The 17,684-nt window shown below is 40.0% G+C and carries 13 protein-coding genes and 1 pseudogene; 6 read left to right on the top strand and 8 right to left on the bottom strand.

Annotation, left to right across the window (positions count from 1 at the left end):
- Nucleotides 1-107: 107 nt before the first annotated feature.
- Nucleotides 108-1,646, top strand: coding sequence for a sulfatase family protein (locus LU635_RS15700; RefSeq protein WP_240100458.1), 1,539 nt, complete (start codon nt 108-110; stop codon nt 1,644-1,646).
- A 198-nt stretch (nt 1,647-1,844) separates the two neighbouring features.
- Here the strand turns inward: LU635_RS15700 and LU635_RS15695 are convergent, their stop codons facing one another.
- Nucleotides 1,845-3,020, bottom strand: coding sequence for a family 43 glycosylhydrolase (locus tag LU635_RS15695; protein WP_240100457.1), 1,176 nt, complete (start codon nt 3,018-3,020; stop codon nt 1,845-1,847).
- 375 nt (nt 3,021-3,395) lie between these two features.
- Between LU635_RS15695 and galK the strand changes: the two genes are divergently transcribed.
- Genes galK through LU635_RS15680 form a run of 3 tightly spaced genes read left to right on the top strand, consistent with a single transcriptional unit; the run spans nt 3,396 to nt 6,643 of the window.
- Nucleotides 3,396-4,565: a galactokinase gene (gene galK, locus LU635_RS15690; protein ID WP_240100456.1), complete on the top strand. Its 1,170-nt coding sequence runs from the start codon at nt 3,396-3,398 to the stop codon at nt 4,563-4,565.
- A complete protein-coding gene (locus tag LU635_RS15685; RefSeq protein ID WP_240100455.1) occupies nt 4,565-5,605 on the top strand; it encodes a UDP-glucose--hexose-1-phosphate uridylyltransferase in 1,041 nt (346 codons plus the stop codon). The genes galK and LU635_RS15685 overlap by 1 nt, the downstream gene beginning before the upstream one ends.
- A 9-nt stretch (nt 5,606-5,614) precedes the next feature.
- Nucleotides 5,615-6,643, top strand: a complete 1,029-nt coding sequence (locus tag LU635_RS15680; protein WP_240100454.1) for a LacI family DNA-binding transcriptional regulator — start codon at nt 5,615-5,617, stop codon at nt 6,641-6,643.
- A gap of 84 nt (nt 6,644-6,727) precedes the next feature.
- Here LU635_RS15680 and LU635_RS15675 read toward each other — a convergent pair whose 3' ends face one another.
- The 7 genes and pseudogenes from LU635_RS15675 to LU635_RS15645 all read right to left on the bottom strand — a co-directional run bounded on the left by LU635_RS15675 (nt 6,728) and on the right by LU635_RS15645 (nt 15,097).
- Nucleotides 6,728-8,407: a sodium/sugar symporter gene (locus LU635_RS15675; protein WP_240100453.1), complete on the bottom strand. Its 1,680-nt coding sequence runs from the start codon at nt 8,405-8,407 to the stop codon at nt 6,728-6,730.
- 193 nt (nt 8,408-8,600) lie between these two features.
- Nucleotides 8,601-9,605 (bottom strand): aldose epimerase family protein, encoded by a 1,005-nt coding sequence (locus tag LU635_RS15670; RefSeq protein WP_240100452.1) that lies wholly within the window; start codon nt 9,603-9,605, stop codon nt 8,601-8,603.
- A gap of 2 nt (nt 9,606-9,607) precedes the next feature.
- Nucleotides 9,608-11,431 (bottom strand): DUF885 domain-containing protein, encoded by a 1,824-nt coding sequence (locus tag LU635_RS15665; protein ID WP_240100451.1) that lies wholly within the window; start codon nt 11,429-11,431, stop codon nt 9,608-9,610.
- A gap of 4 nt (nt 11,432-11,435) precedes the next feature.
- A pseudogene (locus LU635_RS15660) lies at nt 11,436-11,615 on the bottom strand (hypothetical protein); the annotation flags it as partial.
- Between the two features lie 281 nt (nt 11,616-11,896).
- Nucleotides 11,897-13,210: a tRNA lysidine(34) synthetase TilS gene (gene tilS, locus LU635_RS15655; protein WP_240100450.1), complete on the bottom strand. Its 1,314-nt coding sequence runs from the start codon at nt 13,208-13,210 to the stop codon at nt 11,897-11,899.
- Nucleotides 13,211-13,270: 60 nt separating this feature from the next.
- Entirely contained in the window at nt 13,271-14,560 is a 1,290-nt protein-coding gene (gene pabB, locus LU635_RS15650) for an aminodeoxychorismate synthase component I (protein WP_240100449.1), read from the bottom strand.
- Nucleotides 14,561-15,097, bottom strand: a complete 537-nt coding sequence (locus LU635_RS15645; RefSeq protein ID WP_240100448.1) for an NADPH-dependent FMN reductase — start codon at nt 15,095-15,097, stop codon at nt 14,561-14,563.
- 103 nt (nt 15,098-15,200) lie between these two features.
- Here LU635_RS15645 and LU635_RS15640 point away from each other — a divergent pair, with 103 nt between their 5' ends.
- Together LU635_RS15640 and LU635_RS15635 are read left to right on the top strand one after the other, a co-directional pair.
- Nucleotides 15,201-16,079 (top strand): aldose 1-epimerase family protein, encoded by an 879-nt coding sequence (locus tag LU635_RS15640; protein WP_240100447.1) that lies wholly within the window; start codon nt 15,201-15,203, stop codon nt 16,077-16,079.
- A gap of 72 nt (nt 16,080-16,151) precedes the next feature.
- Nucleotides 16,152-17,492 (top strand): DEAD/DEAH box helicase, encoded by a 1,341-nt coding sequence (locus tag LU635_RS15635; RefSeq protein ID WP_240100446.1) that lies wholly within the window; start codon nt 16,152-16,154, stop codon nt 17,490-17,492.
- Nucleotides 17,493-17,684 lie beyond the last annotated feature (192 nt).

Genomic DNA, 17,684 nt, shown 5'->3' with positions numbered 1-17,684 from the left:
TGTTTAAATACTAGCATCTTAAGATAAGTGAGAATAAATTCAACATTTTTACACCTATATTAAACAATTTTCCATCTTTTGAAGTCCTGGCCATTTTATATTTGAGTATGAGAAAATTAATTATCCCCTTCGTTATTTGCCTGTTATTCTCCTGCAAGGACCATCAACAGGCTCAAAAAGACAATACAGAAATTAAGGACCAAAACTCCGAAAAACCGAACATTGTAATCCTGTATGTTGATGATTTGGGTTACGCCGATGTGGGCTCTTATGGAGCCAAAGGTGTTGAAACTCCAAATATTGACAGGATGGCCGCAAACGGAGTGAAATTTACGGATGCCCATAGTTCAGCGGCAACCTGCACACCTTCAAGGTATTCTCTTTTAACAGGTAATTATGCCTTTAGAAATAAAGCTGCAATTCTGCCTGGTGATGCACCTCTTTTAATCGATACCAGCCAGGTAACTTTACCTAAAATGCTCAAAAAGGCCGGCTATACTACCGGCGTTGTTGGAAAATGGCATTTAGGCCTTGGAATTGGAAAAGTAAACTGGAATGAAGAGATCTCCCCTGGAGCCAATGAAGTAGGATTCGACTATAGCTTTCTTCTACCAGCAACAGGAGACCGCGTACCGACAGTCTTTGTGGAAGACGGTAAAGTAGTTAATCTTGACGAAAACGATCCAATTACAGTAAGCTATGATGAAAAAGTAGGCGACAGACCAACCGGTACTGAAAACCCGGATCAATTGAAATTCAAAGCAGATCTGCAGCATAGCAATACGATTGTAAATGGTGTTAGTCGCATCGGATACATGGCAGGAGGTAAAGAAGCAGAATGGGTGGATGAGAACTTCCCGTTCGATTTCAACAAAAAGGCAAAAGAATTTATGAAGAGAAATAAGGAGAATCCATTCTTTTTATACTACTCATTTCATGACATTCATGTTCCAAGGGTCCCTAATGCCAGATTCCAGGGGAAAAGCAGTATGGGAGCCAGAGGAGATGCTATTGCCCAGGTGGATTTCGTAGTCGGGGAAATAATGAAAGAGCTTGAGGAACTGAATATTGCAGATAACACTATCATTGTATTCACAAGTGATAATGGTCCTGTTCTGGATGATGGCTATGACGATAAAGCTGAAGAAATGGTTGGCGAGCATAATCCTTCCGGACCGTTCAGAGGTGGAAAATATAGTATTTATGAAGCCGGAACCAGAGTGCCTACTATAGTTTACTGGCCAGGAAAGGTAAAGCCTACTGAATCTGACGCCCTAATGAACCAGCTGGACCTGTATGCTTCTTTTGCATCGCTGGTAAACCAACCCTTACCGGAAGATGTAATAGACAGTGAGGATCATATGGATGCCTGGCTTGGAGAAACTAAAAACGGAAGGGAAGAGATGCTGGAGGAAGGTTTCACCCTTGCACTGAGAGACGGAAAATGGAAATATATTCAACCTTTTAACGGAAGTATTCCGGACTGGATGGCAAACAAAGATATCGAATCTGGTCTTTCTGATAAGCCTCAACTATATAATCTGGAAGAAGACAAAGCAGAACAGAACAATCTGGCCGAGGAAAATCCCGATCTTGTAAACCAATATGAAGAAAGAACACAGGAAATCATAACCAAGACTGAGTAAGCCTGGAAACAGGTTAAACAGTAAAAAGCAGCGTTCTAAAACGCTGCTTTTTTTATGTCCTCCATTTTAATGAAGAAGCATTATTCAGATATGCTTTTTGCTTTAAAGAATTGCTACTGTAAGATCTTTACGCTGCACAAAAAAATAAGCCCCGATCCTGGGACCGGAGCATATTCCAACTAAAACTAACCTAAAAGATTATTCGGCTACATCTTCATACAAGAATTCAAGGTCTCTTTCCTGATCTACTTTAAATTTTCCATTCTCATACTTGATTGGCACTATGGCAGGTCTGGCAAGAAATGATCTTTCCAGCAGGTCACCTCTTGGATTTCCGAACATTGTACTCCACCACTGCCCTTTTTTATCTTTAAAGAAATTATTATGACCACCACCGGTAACGGCTGTATATCTATCTGAATAAGGTCCATAGATATTATCAGCTGTAGCGATCACCACGTCGTAAGAATAGAGATTAGCCTCACGCTCTTCATTAGAATCATAGGGATTCTTTCCTGAATAAGAATAAGATCCGTCTGGTTGTCTTATACTCCATATAGCCTGCATAAGGTGATACTTCCCACCTTCCTTCACCACATAAGCTCCTTCTATATATGGTTCATTATCATAAGACTGTTCTTTAAACTCCCTCAGAGGTTCTGCAAAACCACTCATGTCATCCTTCATTCTTGCAATCTGATGGCTATGTCCTATAAAATAAACTGTCCCATCTTCATCTTCAAACAAACTACCGTCTATTTGCGGGAAGATAGGGCCATCACTATTTCCTTCTATATTCTCATAAGGCCCGGTTGCCTTTCCAGATGTACTTCTCAATATATAAGATCCTCTTCCGTGTGGGTTTTCAGGCGTACAACCTACAATAAAGTAATTATCCTTACTTTCTATATAATGAATTTCCGGAGCCCATAATGTCCGTCTCTTTTCCCCTATCTTATTATGGTTGAGGTCTTCCTTTGGACCATCTTTGATTATTTCAAAATCCTTTTGCCAGGTACCATCTTCCTCGAAGGCCCATACATAACCCATATCTTCCCAATCTTTAAGGTTCTTGGATCTCCATAAACGAATACCCGGACTAAGATCACGGGCAGTTTCCCTCCCCTCCAAACCGGTAGTTCCGGTCATATAATAATAACCATCATTTCCAAGGTTTATGTAGGTATCTCTTAACCAGTGATCAAAAAGGGGTTTTACATCTTCTGGAATCTGAGTTTCAGGATCCTCAACATCTACTGTTCCGTATTGGGTCTTTGAGGTATCTGGCAGTTCCCGATTTGCATCACTTTCTTTTTTCTCTTTACAGGAAGCAAAAAGAAATATAAAAACAAACAGTTTCAAAATTGATCTCATGGACATATTTAATTTAATTGAACTTATTTGCCTAAAAATATGTCCTGATATCTACTGAAAGTCTGTATATATACACAAATAAGTAGCATTATTGTTTAAAAATTTTCTCCTGTCTCACATTTAAACTAATACTACTAAGGAATTCTACTTAACTACTAATCTATAGTCTAATAAAATCTTAACTCTGTATTAAACATAAATTAAGGATTCAAAACTGCCGTACATACATGGAGATGTAAAGAAATGGAAGCCAAAAGACATACAACATTAAACGGAGTGATTTTCTAACAATCCTTCCTCTTTTATATAATTTTATGAAATTAAAAATGAACGTAATTTTTACATTTATTATATTTGAAAACTAAAAAGATAAAATTGACGAATATTAGAAGCTTTAAAAACCGACCCGATCTTTACGAAAATTTCGAATCTGACGTCTCCATTCAATCCCCTGGAAGAATAAATCTTATTGGTGAGCATACCGATTATAATAACGGTTTTGTACTTCCAAGTGCTATTGATAAGTACATCAATATGGAATTTCGTAAAAATGACACCGAAAATTTCTGCCGTCTTTATAGTGAAACATTTAAGACCGGATTTGAATTCCAGCTGGATATGGAGTTTTCCAAAACCGAAGGCTGGGAAAACTATGTACTTGGAGTCATAGATCAGATCCAGAAAATGGGTAAAAAAATTGAGGGTTTTGAATGTATAATTGATAGTAGACTTCCGGTTGGAGCAGGTATCAGTTCTTCTGCGGCACTTGAGTGTGGTATAGCTAGTGGCCTGAACGAGCTTTTTGATCTGGGGTTAAGTGCTATCGAAATCGTAAAATTATCTCAGAAGGCCGAAAATGAATTTGTAGGCTCCAATTGCGGGATCATGGATCAGTATTCCTCGGTGATGAGCAAAAAAGATCATCTCATCCTGCTGGATTGCCAAAGCCTGGATGCTGAATATATCCCTGCCGATTTTGATGATTGCAAATTGTTATTACTGAATACGAATGTTTCTCATAACCTAGCCGACAGTGAATACAACACCCGTCGTAAGGAATGCGAGACTGGGGTAAAAATAATCCAGCAGGATCATCCCGGTGTAAGTTCCCTAAGAGACATTGATCTTAAAACCCTGCAGCAATACGAAGATAAACTTACACCTACCATTTATCAAAGGTGTATCTATGTACTGGAGGAAAATGACCGGGTTCTTAATGCTGCCAGAACCTTAAAAGCAGGCAAACTAAAAGAATTTGGAAAATTGATGTATGCCTCGCATGAAGGCCTGCAGCATAAATATGAGGTGAGTTGCCCCGAGCTTGATTTCCTGGTGGACTTTTCCCGGGATAAGGATTTCATCTATGGCTCTCGAATGATGGGTGGTGGCTTTGGAGGTTGCACTTTAAACCTCATTGAACAGGATAAAATAGATTCTTATGTCGAGGAGGTGTCTGCGGCCTACTTTGAAAAGTTCGATATTAAATTAGACGCGATAAGTGTTTCCCCTCACGCAGGTACTCAAATTGCAAAAACAATAAAATAATGAATACCGAACTAAATAATACTCCCCACAGACGTTATAATATCCTAACCGGAGAATGGATACTTGTATCTCCTCACCGTACCAAGCGACCATGGCAGGGAAAAACTGAAGAAAGTAAAAAAGAAAAAAAGGAAACCTATGATCCCTCCTGTTATCTCTGTCCTGGCAATACCCGGGCAAGCGGAGATACCAATCCCGATTATAAGGAACCCTTTAGCTTTGTAAATGATTTTTCATCCCTGCTGCCAGATTCTCCGGAGATCGATTTTGAAGAAGGCTTGCTTAAGGCTGAAAGTGAAAAAGGAATCTGCAAAGTGGTATGCTTTTCACCTGATCACTCCCTCACCTTACCATTAATGGAAGAGGAAGATATCACCAAGGTAATCCAAATGTGGAAGAAGGAATATGAAGAATTGGGAGCTAAAGAAGGGATCAATTATGTACAGATCTTTGAGAATAAGGGAGCAATCATGGGATGCAGCAATCCGCATCCACACGGGCAGATCTGGTCACAATCTTCAATCCCAACCGAGATATTAAAAAAATCTATTAAATTTAAGGAATACTGGGAAGAAAACCGGAGTAGTCTTTTAGGGGACTACCTTGAGCAGGAACTCAAAGCCGATGAAAGGATCCTGGAAGAAAATGAGTATTTTGTAGCGCTTGTCCCCTACTGGGCGGTATGGCCATTTGAAGCCATGATCATACCCAGGAGACATTTGCAACATATTGGGCAGTTAAATACCGAAGAAGAAAAGGCATATGCTCAAATTCTGAAAAAACTGACCATTAAATATGATAATTTATTTGAGACTAGTTTTCCATATTCATCAGGAATACATCAGATCCCTACAGATGGGAAGCTTTACCCGGAATGGCATTTTCATATGAGTTTTTACCCGCCTTTATTAAGATCGGCCACGGTTAAAAAATTTATGGTGGGTTATGAGATGTTTGCGGGACCTCAAAGAGATATTACCGCCGAACAGGCCGCCAAAAGATTGAATGAACTTTCAGATACGCATTATCTGAAACAATAATGAAGAATTATGGATCAAAGAGTAACGCTAAAAGAACTGGCCAGACTGCTGAATGTTTCTATCAGCACTGTTTCAAAAGCATTGAATGACAGTCCGGAGATCAGTCCGCAAACCCGGAAAAGGGTGAAAGAGCTGGCTGCCCTAAACCACTACGTCCCGAATATGCTGGCACAGAACCTGAAAACAAAGCACACCAGGACAATTGGCGTTATTATTCCTGCGATCCTTCCGCACTTTTTTGCTGAAGCCCTGCATGGAATTGAAACCAAGGCCAGCGAACTTGGATACCGTATTATTATCTGCATTTCCAACGAGTCCATCCAAAAAGAAGCAGAAAGTGTTCAAACCCTTATCAAAGGCCAGGTGGACGGGCTCATCATGTCACTGTCTCAGGAAACGCAGGCTAAAACAGAAATAGGCCATTTACAGCCTATCTTCAGTCATAAGGTACCGTTGGTGCTTTTTGACCGCGTTCTAAACCAGATTGAATGTGATAAAGTTCATATCAATGATTCTTTGCAGGCTGAACAGGCCACCATGGCTCTCTTCAATTCCGGATGTAAAAAAATAGCCTATTTTTCGGGGATTTCTGATACCAGTGTAGATGATGAAAGAAAAAAAGGTTATCTGGAGGCTGTCAAAAACCTGGGAGGATCCAGAAAGGTCGTTAAGTTCGACCCGCGGGACTTTCCCGATGAAAAACTTAAAAAGCTCATTGAAACCAGGAAAATAGACGGGATCCTGGCTTCCGATGAACTAAGTGCGATTCTGGTGATGAAAAGCGCTTTAAATTCCGGATTTGAAATCCCGGAAGATCTATCGGTAATAGGCTTTACGAACGGGATTATGAGCGAACACTTTAGGCCTTCCTTAAGTACTGTAGACCAGCATGCCGAACAGCAGGGAAAATTGGCCCTGGAGACCATGGTAGACCGGATAGAAGGAAAACTCCCGGAAGAATACGTAGAATACAAACTGGAAACTTCAATTATTCACAGGAAATCGACCAGAGGAAAAGTACCTCAGCTTACAGATTGAACTCTGAGTTTTTAGTAAAAAAACAGACAAAAAAAGCCCGAAGAATAACTTCGGGCTTTTTTTAGTTTTTATGATCACTGATTTTTACCAGAACATAGCATAAAGCATAACCAGAATCAATATGATTGCAAAACTGCAAATATTGAATACCGGTCCTGTTTTGAACAGACCTTTTGTGAGCTTGATCGATTTTTCCTGGATCTTTCCTCCCGTTTCAAGATAACTGATAATTACCATAACCAACATCGTTAATATCCATGTGGCCATCATCTGATGCATAAACGGCCAGTTGATGAAGAAAACAGAATCGCTCCAGCCATTAGGCGCTATTTTAAAGTAAAGCGCGATTGGGATAGAAACAAGTACACCCCAGATAGCAGCCTTATTTGTTGTTTTTCTCCAGAACAATCCGAGCATGAATACCGCTAAAATACCCGGACTAACCACCCCGGTATATTCCTGGATATACTGGAATACCTGACCCAGATTCTTCAACTGCGGCGCAAGGATAATTCCAATTATCAATGCGATACTGGCAGTTATCCTACCTACATTTACCAGTCTTCTTTCCGACTGTCCTTTTTTAAAGAAGAAAGGTTTATAAATATCCATGGTAAAGATGGTAGCCGTGGAGTTAAGCATAGAAGCCAGAGAAGAAACAATAGCAGCAGCCAGCGCAGCAAGCACCAGACCTTTTAATCCGGCAGGTACAAATTCTTTAATAAGCCATGGTGCAGCATTATCATTAATAATAGTTCCGTTACCACCAAAGAAAGATGCGTCTGTCACTCCGGCAACAATATTCCCACCAGCATCCGTATTCATCACAAATGCGATAATACCAGGAACAACGGTGATCAATGGAATAAGAAGTTTTAGAAAACCTGCCAGCACAATACCTTTCTGGGACTCTCTCAAACTTTTAGCGGCAAGAGTACGTTGGATAATATACTGGTTAAAACCCCAGTAATACAGGTTCGCAACCCACATACCACCTATTAATACGGCTAGACCGGGAAGATCCCACCAGGCATCCTTCCCATTAGGAGTAATGATCTCTCCTTTATCAAGTATCATTGAGAATTTTTCAGGAACTTCTTCATAGATCTTTACCATTCCATGCAGGATATTCCCATCATCTGAAACATGCCCCAGAGCAATCACCGTAGTAATTAAACCACCGGCTACGAGGAGCACCACCTGTACCACATCTGTCCAGGCAACTGCAGAAAGACCACCATACAGCGAGTAAGCCGCGGCAAAAAGAGCAAGACCTATTATACTTTCCATAAATATGGATCCGTCACCAGTACCAATAATCGTATCCAGGGCAGTTGCTCCTAAATAAAGTACTGAAGTAAGGTTTACGAAAATGAAAAGGCAGATCCAGAAAACCGCAAGAATAGTTTTCAGATTTTCACTATAGCGCACCTCAATAAATTCTGGAATCGTATAGAGCTTCTTCTCGATAAAGATGGGTAGGAAATATTTACCGACTATAATAAGCGTTAAAGCAGCCATCCATTCGTAAGAAGCAATCGCCAGACCCAATGCAAATCCGGAACCGGACATTCCTATGAACTGTTCCGCTGAAATGTTTGCAGCTATAAGCGAAGCTCCAATAGCCCACCAGGGCAGTGATTTACTAGCAAGGAAATAATCTTCTGAAGTATTTCCCTTTCCGCGGGACACCCAGAGCCCAACACTAATAATAACCAGGGCGTAGGCTATAAAAACTATCAGATCCAGTAATTCAAATTCCATATTATTGATTAGTTTAAAATTGTTAAATATTTATTTAGTAAAACTCTAATTTATTTTCTCAACTTCTTATTAATTACCTTATCTGGTAAATTTGTTTCAGTAAACCTGAGGCAATATCCAATCATAAGATTTTCTTAAAATTCGGGTTAAATATAGAATTATAATCCTAAAAGGTAAAAGTTACCTTTAGAATTTATTCACTTTTATTAACAGAGAAATCAAACACAACAGTATTCTCATATAACTCTCCAGGTTTCAGTAAACTAGAGGGGAAATTCCTAAAGTTAGGTGCATCCGGATAATTTTGAGCTTCCAGGGCTACTGCCGGATACTTTCTGTCCATATCACTCAGATAGGTCCATTTATCCGGGAGCTTCTCAGGTGAATAGACAACGAGCACGGGCTGATTACTACTCACTCTTAATTTAATACCACTCAAAGGGGCAAATAACTGTGCCTGAACTTCATTTTCCATTACATCCAGCACATATACATCGTCCAGTTCCCTGTTTCCCACTAATCTATTCTCCCGGTAATCTTTAAGATTTTTCTTCAACTTTATCAGGTTGCCAGTAGGCAGATTCTTTTCGTCCAGCTCTAGTATCTTGGATGCATTTATCTGCATAAAATGATCACTCACACTCCCACCCCCATTAAGATTGAAATATGAATGATTGGTGATATTTACAATGGTTTCCTTATCAGTTTTTGCAGAATAAGAGATCCTGATCTCATTTTCCTCACTAAGTGTGAATTTGGCTGTGACTTTCAGGCGTCCAGGATATCCCTCTTCCAGGTGTTCACTTATATAAGAAAGTGTAACTGACGGGTTTTCCCCTTGCTCAACTTTCTCTATATCCCACACCTTATACTGAAAACCATACTTTCCTCCATGAAGATGTACTCCGTCTTTTTCAAAAAGCTGGTAATTTTCCTCACCTATCTGGAATTTCCCATTAGAGATACGGCCAGCGTACCTGCCTATAGTAGCTCCAAAACATTTATTTTCATCCCGGTAGTCGCCGCTAATATAAGCTTCAGGATTCTGCGGGCCAACCACTATATCTATGAGCTCCTCCTTATTATTAAACATTTTGAAACTGAAGATGCTTGCGCCGTAATTAAGTATCTGCAAACGGCTCTTTTGTCCATTTACAAGCTCTGTGAGCTTAAGATCGGATGCTTGGATATCGTTCAATTTTATTCAGATTTTGATGTGATCCAGGATTCCACCTGGGATTCTAAAATATTAAGAGGAAGAGCTCCATTAGTGAGTACCACATCGTGAAATTCCTTTATATCAAACTTATCACCCAACTGTTCCCTGGCATGTTCTCTTAATTCCAGAATTCTATTCATTCCTATTTTATACGCTGTTGCCTGGCCAGGCATCACAATATGTCGCTCAACCATCTTTACACAGGCACTCTCTGCTGCAGGAGTGTTTTCCTTATAATAATCTATGCCTTCCTGCCTGGTCCATTTTTTAGCATGAATACCGGTATCTACTACTAGTCTGCAGGAACGCCATAATTCCATTGCAAGTCTGCCAAAATCGGAATAAGGATCCTTATAAAAACCTATCTCCTTCGGAATATACTCACTGTAAAGCCCCCATCCTTCAACATACGCCGTAAAAAAGCTGAATTTCCTGAATTCAGGAATACTATCCAGTTCCTGGGCAATAGCGATCTGCATATGATGTCCTGGGATACCTTCGTGATAAGCCAGTGCCTCCATTTCATATTTAGGCATGGCTTCCATATCGTATAAATTGGCATAATAAGTTCCGGGACGCGAGCCGTCTATGGCCGGCTGCTGATAAAAAGCCTTTCCGGCACTCTTCTCCCTGAAAGGTTCGACAGCTTTTACTATGATATCCGCTTCTGGCATTGTATTGAATAATTCAGGAAGTCTGCCCTTCATAGTATTGATTATATCCTTCGCCTTCTTTAAATAGGCCTCTTTGCCTTCATCTGAATTTTCGTAGTAGAACTGTTCATCGGTCTTCATGAATTCAAAGAAATCCTGCAATGATCCTTCAAAGCCAACTTCTTCCATGATCTTTTCCATTTCACCATGGATTCTGGCCACTTCACTTAATCCTATCTCATGAATTTCATCGGCTGTTAGACCGGTAGTTGTAACACGTTTTAAGGCATTGTCATAAAATTCTCCGCCTTTAGGAAATTTCCATACCCCCGCCTCTTCGGTGGCCCTTTGTTGTTGATTTTCTAGGAACTCAATAAGGCTTTCATAGGCAGGCTGCACATGATCTACCAGCGCATTTTCAGCCTCACTTATCAGTCGGGTTTCCTCCTCTTCTGAGATCTCCAGTTTTTCGATCTTGGATTTAAAATCTCCCATTAATGTACTGGGATCAGTAGATTTTGTAAATGGCTTACCTTTTATAATGTTCCTGGAAGCATCCAGGGTACGGTCATATACAAACTTTGGAGGCACTATGCCATTTTGTTCTCGCAGTTTAAGCTGTTCAATAATATCATTCATGGCCATTTCCATTCCCACCAGCCTGGAGATATAAGCTTCTGCATCCGGAACGGAGTCTATCCTATGCATGTTGATCAAAAAGGCAGGTAACTCCGCATGATAGCCATGCATCTGGTTTATGGGATAATTATAGAAGCGGTACTTATAATCGTCAATCTCATTCTGAATCTGCCTGCGATAAAGCCTGTAGCTCAATTTGGTTTCCTCATTGAGAGCCGCAGTATCCACTTTTTCCAGAAATTCAATACGCTTTTTAGCCTGGTCAAGGTCTTCGGCATATTTGAGGTTGGAAAAATCATCCCATTTACCATAATCGGTTTTCATTCCCCTCCGGGTCTGTGTCATTGGCGATTCTTCTATCTCTTTCTGAAACTCGGTTTCAAAGAATTCATTGAGATCGGCTGAAGCTTTTTCACGTTCAGCCTGAGTATAGGTGGTTTTACCTTTTTCCTGACCACACGAAAATATGGTTAGTGCCAGAAATGTAATTAAGAGTTTATAGCTAATTCTCATAATTCTATCCTTCTAATATTGAAAATTTTATTGTGGAATCCCCATAGACCGTATGGGTCTGCTTCTGAAAATCTTCCTCTTCAGCCTCAAAAATATTATCTACAAAGGTCTGGGGATTTAGATCTATCAAAGGAAACCATGTGCTTTGGATCCGGATCTGCAGTTTATGTCCCTTTTTGAAAGTATCTTTTGGTGAGTATATGGTAGTATGAAGCTGTATACTGTCTTTCATAGTGATATCCACTCCCATTTTATTGTAATGTTCCCTTACATCATATTCTGTATTTTTCTGAGCAATTGCCGGTGCAAAAACTAAAAAGACAAATATGGTAATCAGGGGGATCTTGAATACTTTCATTAAGGGCTATTTTATTAAAAGTTCCTAAAGATAGAAATTAGCCTTTTAAACCTAAAGAAAAATGGGGTTTTAAGCTTCTTATCTCGTTCAGGAAGAAAGATTCTCAATCAGGTAATACATATTTTGAGGATTTCTGAATCTGATTTTTCCACCGCGAAGCGGTTATCTGCCCGATGATTTATGATCCAGACCAGATCTTTTCCTGAGAACAGGAGCCAGGTATTCTCCTTTTCAGGAAGAGAGAACTTTTCATCCTTGAAGAAATCACTTAATTTTTTCTTACCATTCATTCCGAAAGGATAAAAGAAATCACCTTTCTTCCATTTCCGTATCACCAGAGGATACTCCAGTTTCCTTTTTGGGACATATATACAACTTTTTGAAACCCGTCCCATTTTCTCTACTTCACTAATATGAAAAGTACCCAGGTTTGGGATCATTACGAAGTTCTCATCTTCCGCCAGGCTATAATCCTTATTTAGAGGTTTTTCTTTTCTTTCGGTTAAAAGAAGTTTTCTGCGATCCTTTATCAGCCGGTGAGAATCTGAATAGACCACTTTTCCGGTTTGGGCAGTTAATAAAGCATAGACGTCGTTCCATTCTGTAAAACCAAAGGATTTTAATAGCTGGTACAGGATCTGTTTTGGATTGGGAACTTTTTTAAGGAATTCCACATCAAGAGAATATCCGTAGGTATCCTTTTCTACGATTTTTGGATAAAGCAGACTTATATAGTCTTCAACAAGGTCCAGGCTTTCCCGAAGATGATCCTGGGTTTTGGCAAACCCATCCAGCAACTGCGGATTGATCTCCTGCATCACGGGAACTATTTGATGCCTTATCTTATTCCGCATATATTTATCTGAAGCATTGCTGCTGTCTTCCCGCCATTTAAAATGTTTTTTCCTTGCATAAGCCTCAATTTCTTCCCGGCTGAAATTCAGCAATGGCCTTATCACCTCATTATTTTCCCTCTTGATCCCGATAAGACCCTCGGGACCTGTTCCGCGGATTAGGTTAATAAGAAAGGTCTCCAGGTTATCGTTGGCGTGATGTGCCGTAAGGGTGTAATCAAAATGAACAGAACCGCTAAGTTCTTCGAACCATTCATAACGCAGATCACGGGCCGCCATTTGGATGGATACGCCATTGGATTCTGCATATTTCTGAGTATCGAAACTTTGGATATACACCTCAACATCAAGAGAATCTGCAAGATCAACTACAAAACTCTCATCAGCATCACTCTCATCTCCCCGTAAATTGAAGTTACAGTGGGCAATGGAAAAATCAAGTTTTGACTCATGACATAGATGGGCGAGTACCACGCTATCCACTCCTCCACTAACCGCCAGTAATAGTTTACTTCCACAGAGAAAGGGGAATTCGGTCTTTACAAGATGCTTAAAGGCTTTTTCCATCGCTTACCAAATATACAAAGCGCTTGTGTATTCCTTTACAGCGGTCGCAACTTTTTCGAGTTAAAGATTGCTCAGCACTTCACGCATCGCTTTTGCTTTAAGAAGGCATTCTTCATATTCCTTTTCAGGATCAGATTTAGCGGTGATCGCCCCCCCTACCGAAAACGATAAATATCTGTTGTCAGAATTATAAAGGATACTTCTAATAACTACATTAAAATCAAAATCACCCCCGGGAGTGAAATAGCCCACTGCCCCGCTATAAAGTCCACGTTTGGATTCTTCTAGCTTCTCAATGATCTTCATAGCCGAGATCTTTGGGGCCCCGGTCATGCTTCCCATAGGAAAACTATTCCGTAGGGCTTCAACGGGAGGGATTCCTTCGGCCAGTCTGGCTGTAACGCTGGAAATTAGTTGATGTACCTGCCTGAAGGTATAGACCTTACATAATTCATCTACCTGTACACTGCCTTTTTCGGCAATTCTCGAAAGATCGTTCCTTACCAGGTCCACGATCATAACGTTCTCAGATTGTTCTTTGGGATCGCTCGCCAGTTCAGCCGCAATTCTCAGATCTTCTTCCACATCTGGTGCACGCCTGGCAGTTCCTTTAATAGGCTGCGATAATAGATTTTTAGCTTTTTTCTTCAAATAACGTTCAGGTGAGGCCGAAATAAGATTGAAATTTTCAAGCTTCAGATAAACAGCAAAAGGAGGCGCTGATATTTTATTAAGCGCCTTATAAATATCAAGGGCATCAATTTCTGCATCCTCAGCATAAAACTCCTGGCAGAAATTAGCTTCGTATATATCTCCACGATGAATATGCCTTAGCATAGACTCCACCTTGTTTTTATATTCTTCTTTTGAGATGCGTGGAGTTACGCTTACTACCTTTCTTTCAGTAGCAAGCTCATCTTCCATATCACATATTTCCTTAAAATCCTGTTCAATCTCATCATCTACCATTCGCAGGTAATGAAATTCAATCTTATCATTCTTAATAAAAATCAGCTTTTGAGGCTGGAAAAAATAAAGATCGGGGAAATGAAGCCCGTCAAAATTTGAAGAAGTAAGATCTTCCACGTCATTTTTAAGGTCATAGCTTAAATAACCAAATATCCAGTCGGCCGTAGTTTCCTGATATTCTTTGAGTTTATCAAAGGCGTTAATATGATCGGTTTTAATAGCGGTAAAAGCCTCTACCGCCAGAATAGCCTCAAATTCGCCTGTTTCCAGTTCGTATTCATTGCTGTCCAGCCAGGCTATTTCATTAAACCGACTACCCCAGGCGAGTAACTTTTCTTTGAATTTTAAAGCATCTTGTGCAAATGTTCTGGATGTGCGCACTTAAATCTCAATTTGATGGGCAAAGGTAGTAAGCACATCATCAATTCCCATATCCAGCACCTCGTTAATTACCTTTCCCTCCTGAAAATTGTCCCTGAATGAAGGAAAGCTGAAACTCTCTACAACCCTACCTCCAAAACGAACAAATATCCCTCGGGAATACTCCAGTGAAGATTTAGCCCCTCTTTTACCCGGGGAAGTACTAAAAAGCAAGATCTGTTTGCCTTCAAGAAAATTCCGTTTCAGCCTTGAAAGCCAGTCTATATTGTTTTTAAAGAATGCTGAAGAAGCCCCATTATGCTCATTCACGGCAATTACCAGTGCATCATGGGAATCGATCAGTTCCTTTATCTTCTTTACATTTTCGGGAATACCTTCATTCACTTCAATATCCCTACTGTAAATAGGAAGAGGGTAATCGGTAAGCTTAATCATTTCAATATTATGCCCCTGAATACGGCCTGTAATATTTTCAAGAAGTTGCTGGTTGATAGATACGCTACTATTGGAACCGGCAAAAGCAAGGATATTTTTCATTTTCACAGAATTTTTGACTAAAATACCTAAAAAATAGAAGTTCGGTTTATTTGCGTTTTAAGCCCGCTAATAGAATCGTAACTTTCGGAAAAATTAATTTGTTTTGAAAAAGCATTCCGTAGAAAATGAATTCATCAAGGTCTCCGTACAGGAAACCGGAGCCGAATTATGCAGTCTTATTAATAAAGAAACCGGGAAAGAGCATATCTGGCAGGCAAACCCTGAGATATGGCCCAGCCATGCTCCCAATCTTTTTCCAATAATTGGAGTTCTGAAAGAGAGCAAGTTCTACCATGAAGGCACAGAATATAGAATACCCAAACACGGGTTTATACGTTATAATAAAAATGTAAGGCTAAAAGAGAAAGCAAAAGACCAGCTCGTTTTTGAACTCATTTATTCTGAAGAAAGCTTAAAAATGTATCCTTTTAAATTTGATTTCAGAATTACTTTCCAATTGACCGGAAGATCTTTGACGCTAAAACATCAAATTATAAATCTGGATTCTGAACCGATGTATTTTTCCCTTGGAGGTCATCCGGCTTTCAATATTTGTCTTTTTGAAGAGGAAGAGATCAGTGATTATTCCATAGAATTTGATCAGAATATGGATTTGAGCAGATTCATCCTGAATGAGGAGGGACTTGTAAGTCACAAAACCGAACCAGTGCTGGATAACGAGAGAAAAATCAGGCTAACTAAAAAAATATTTGAAAATGATGCATTAATTTTCAAGGATATCGCCTCAAAAAAAGCTAATCTGGTAAGCCGGAAAAATGGAAAGATACTTTCTATAGAATATAAGGATTTTAAGAACCTGGGGATCTGGGCAAAACCCGGTGCCCCTTATGTTTGTATTGAGCCATGGCTGGGGATTGCAGATGTTGAAGGAACAGATCAAAATCTGAAAAATAAGGAAGGAATTATAAAACTGGCTGCTGCAAATGAATTCAATGCAGACTACACAATAAGCATCGCCTGAGTTTTACTTCAGAAAAGCAGGTAAAATATTGGGTATCATGACGTACCTTTGCACGAAATTAAACCACGCACTTTGAGTTTTCAGGATTTAAATTTAAATACTCCGTTACGCAATGCCCTGGAAGATCTGAATTTTCAGACTCCCACTCCCATCCAGGAACAGGCTTTCTCCTCTATCATGGCTGGAAGGGATGTGGTTGGGATCGCACAAACGGGAACAGGCAAGACCTTTGCTTACCTTTTACCTCTTTTAAGAATGCTGAAATATTCGGAGCAGAAGAATCCGCGCATTCTTATTATGGTTCCTACCCGGGAACTGGTTGTTCAGGTGGTAGAAGAAATTGAAAAGCTGGCAAAGTATATCAACCTGAGAGTTGCAGGAGTTTACGGAGGTGTAAACATAAACACTCAGCATCAGGACCTAATGCGGGGTCTGGATATAATTGTGGCGACTCCAAGGAGGCTATACGACCTGGTTCTGAGAAGGGCGGTCCAGCTGAAATCAATCCAGAAGTTCGTGATTGATGAAGTTGATGTAATGCTGGATCTGGGATTTAAATTCCAGGTTAATAATATCATTGAATTACTTCCGTCTAACAGGCAGAGCATCATGTTTTCGGCTACGATGACTGAAACTGTAGAGGAAATGATTAACGCCGATTTCAAAGCACCGGAAAAGATCTCTGTTGCCGTAAGTGGCACACCACTAGAAAACATTGATCAGCAGGGATATCTGATCCCGAATTTCTATACAAAAGCTAATCTTTTAAAGCAATTACTGGCGGATGAAGAAACCTATCAAAAGGTGCTCATTTTTATTGGAGACAAACGTATCGCAGACCGGTTATATGAAAATTTAGCAGAAGAATTTCCGGGCGAAACCAGCCTGGTACATACAGGTAAAAGTCAGAATTACAGATTGAAAAGTGTTAGTGATTTTGATGGAGGTTTATCCCGAATCCTGATCGCTACCGATGTAATGGCTCGTGGTCTTGATATTAAAAATATTTCGCATGTAATAAATTTTGACACTCCCCGATATCCTGAAAATTACCTGCACAGGATTGGTAGAACGGGACGTGCTGAGAAAAAAGGCCATTCTTTATTATTTACTACTGAAAATGAACTGGAATATTTAGATGCAATCGAGGAATTAATGAAAATGGAAATTCCCAGAGTAGAACTTCCAGAAGAAGTAAAGATTGCAACAGAATTAATTCCTGAAGAAAAACCAAGGGCGATCGAGATCAACAATCCTAATAAAGGGGGTGAGGAAGCGGGACCTGCTTTTCATGAGAAAACGGATAAGAACAAAAAGGTAAATCTTGGTGGATCCTACCGAAGGGAGATCGCTAAGAAATATAAGAAACCCAAGACCCGGGGAGATAAGAACGCCAACCGTAAAAGAAAATAATAATAAAGGAGCGCCAAAGCGCTCCTTTTTGTTTTTGATCTTCCGAATTACTCGATGGTCGTCTTCCTGAATTTATTCAGGATCTCATGAGAGGCTGAAAAAAGTTCAGCTTGACGAAAGAATAAAATTATCCAATCCCTAACTTCTATTTTTTCTCTTCGCAGCTTTTGCAGCTCTCTTCTCTTTCAGGCT

This window comes from Christiangramia crocea (assembly GCF_022410465.1).
Taxonomy (GTDB): Bacteria; Bacteroidota; Bacteroidia; order Flavobacteriales; family Flavobacteriaceae; genus Christiangramia; species Christiangramia crocea.
This window is presented reverse-complemented; position numbering and strand designations above follow the sequence as displayed.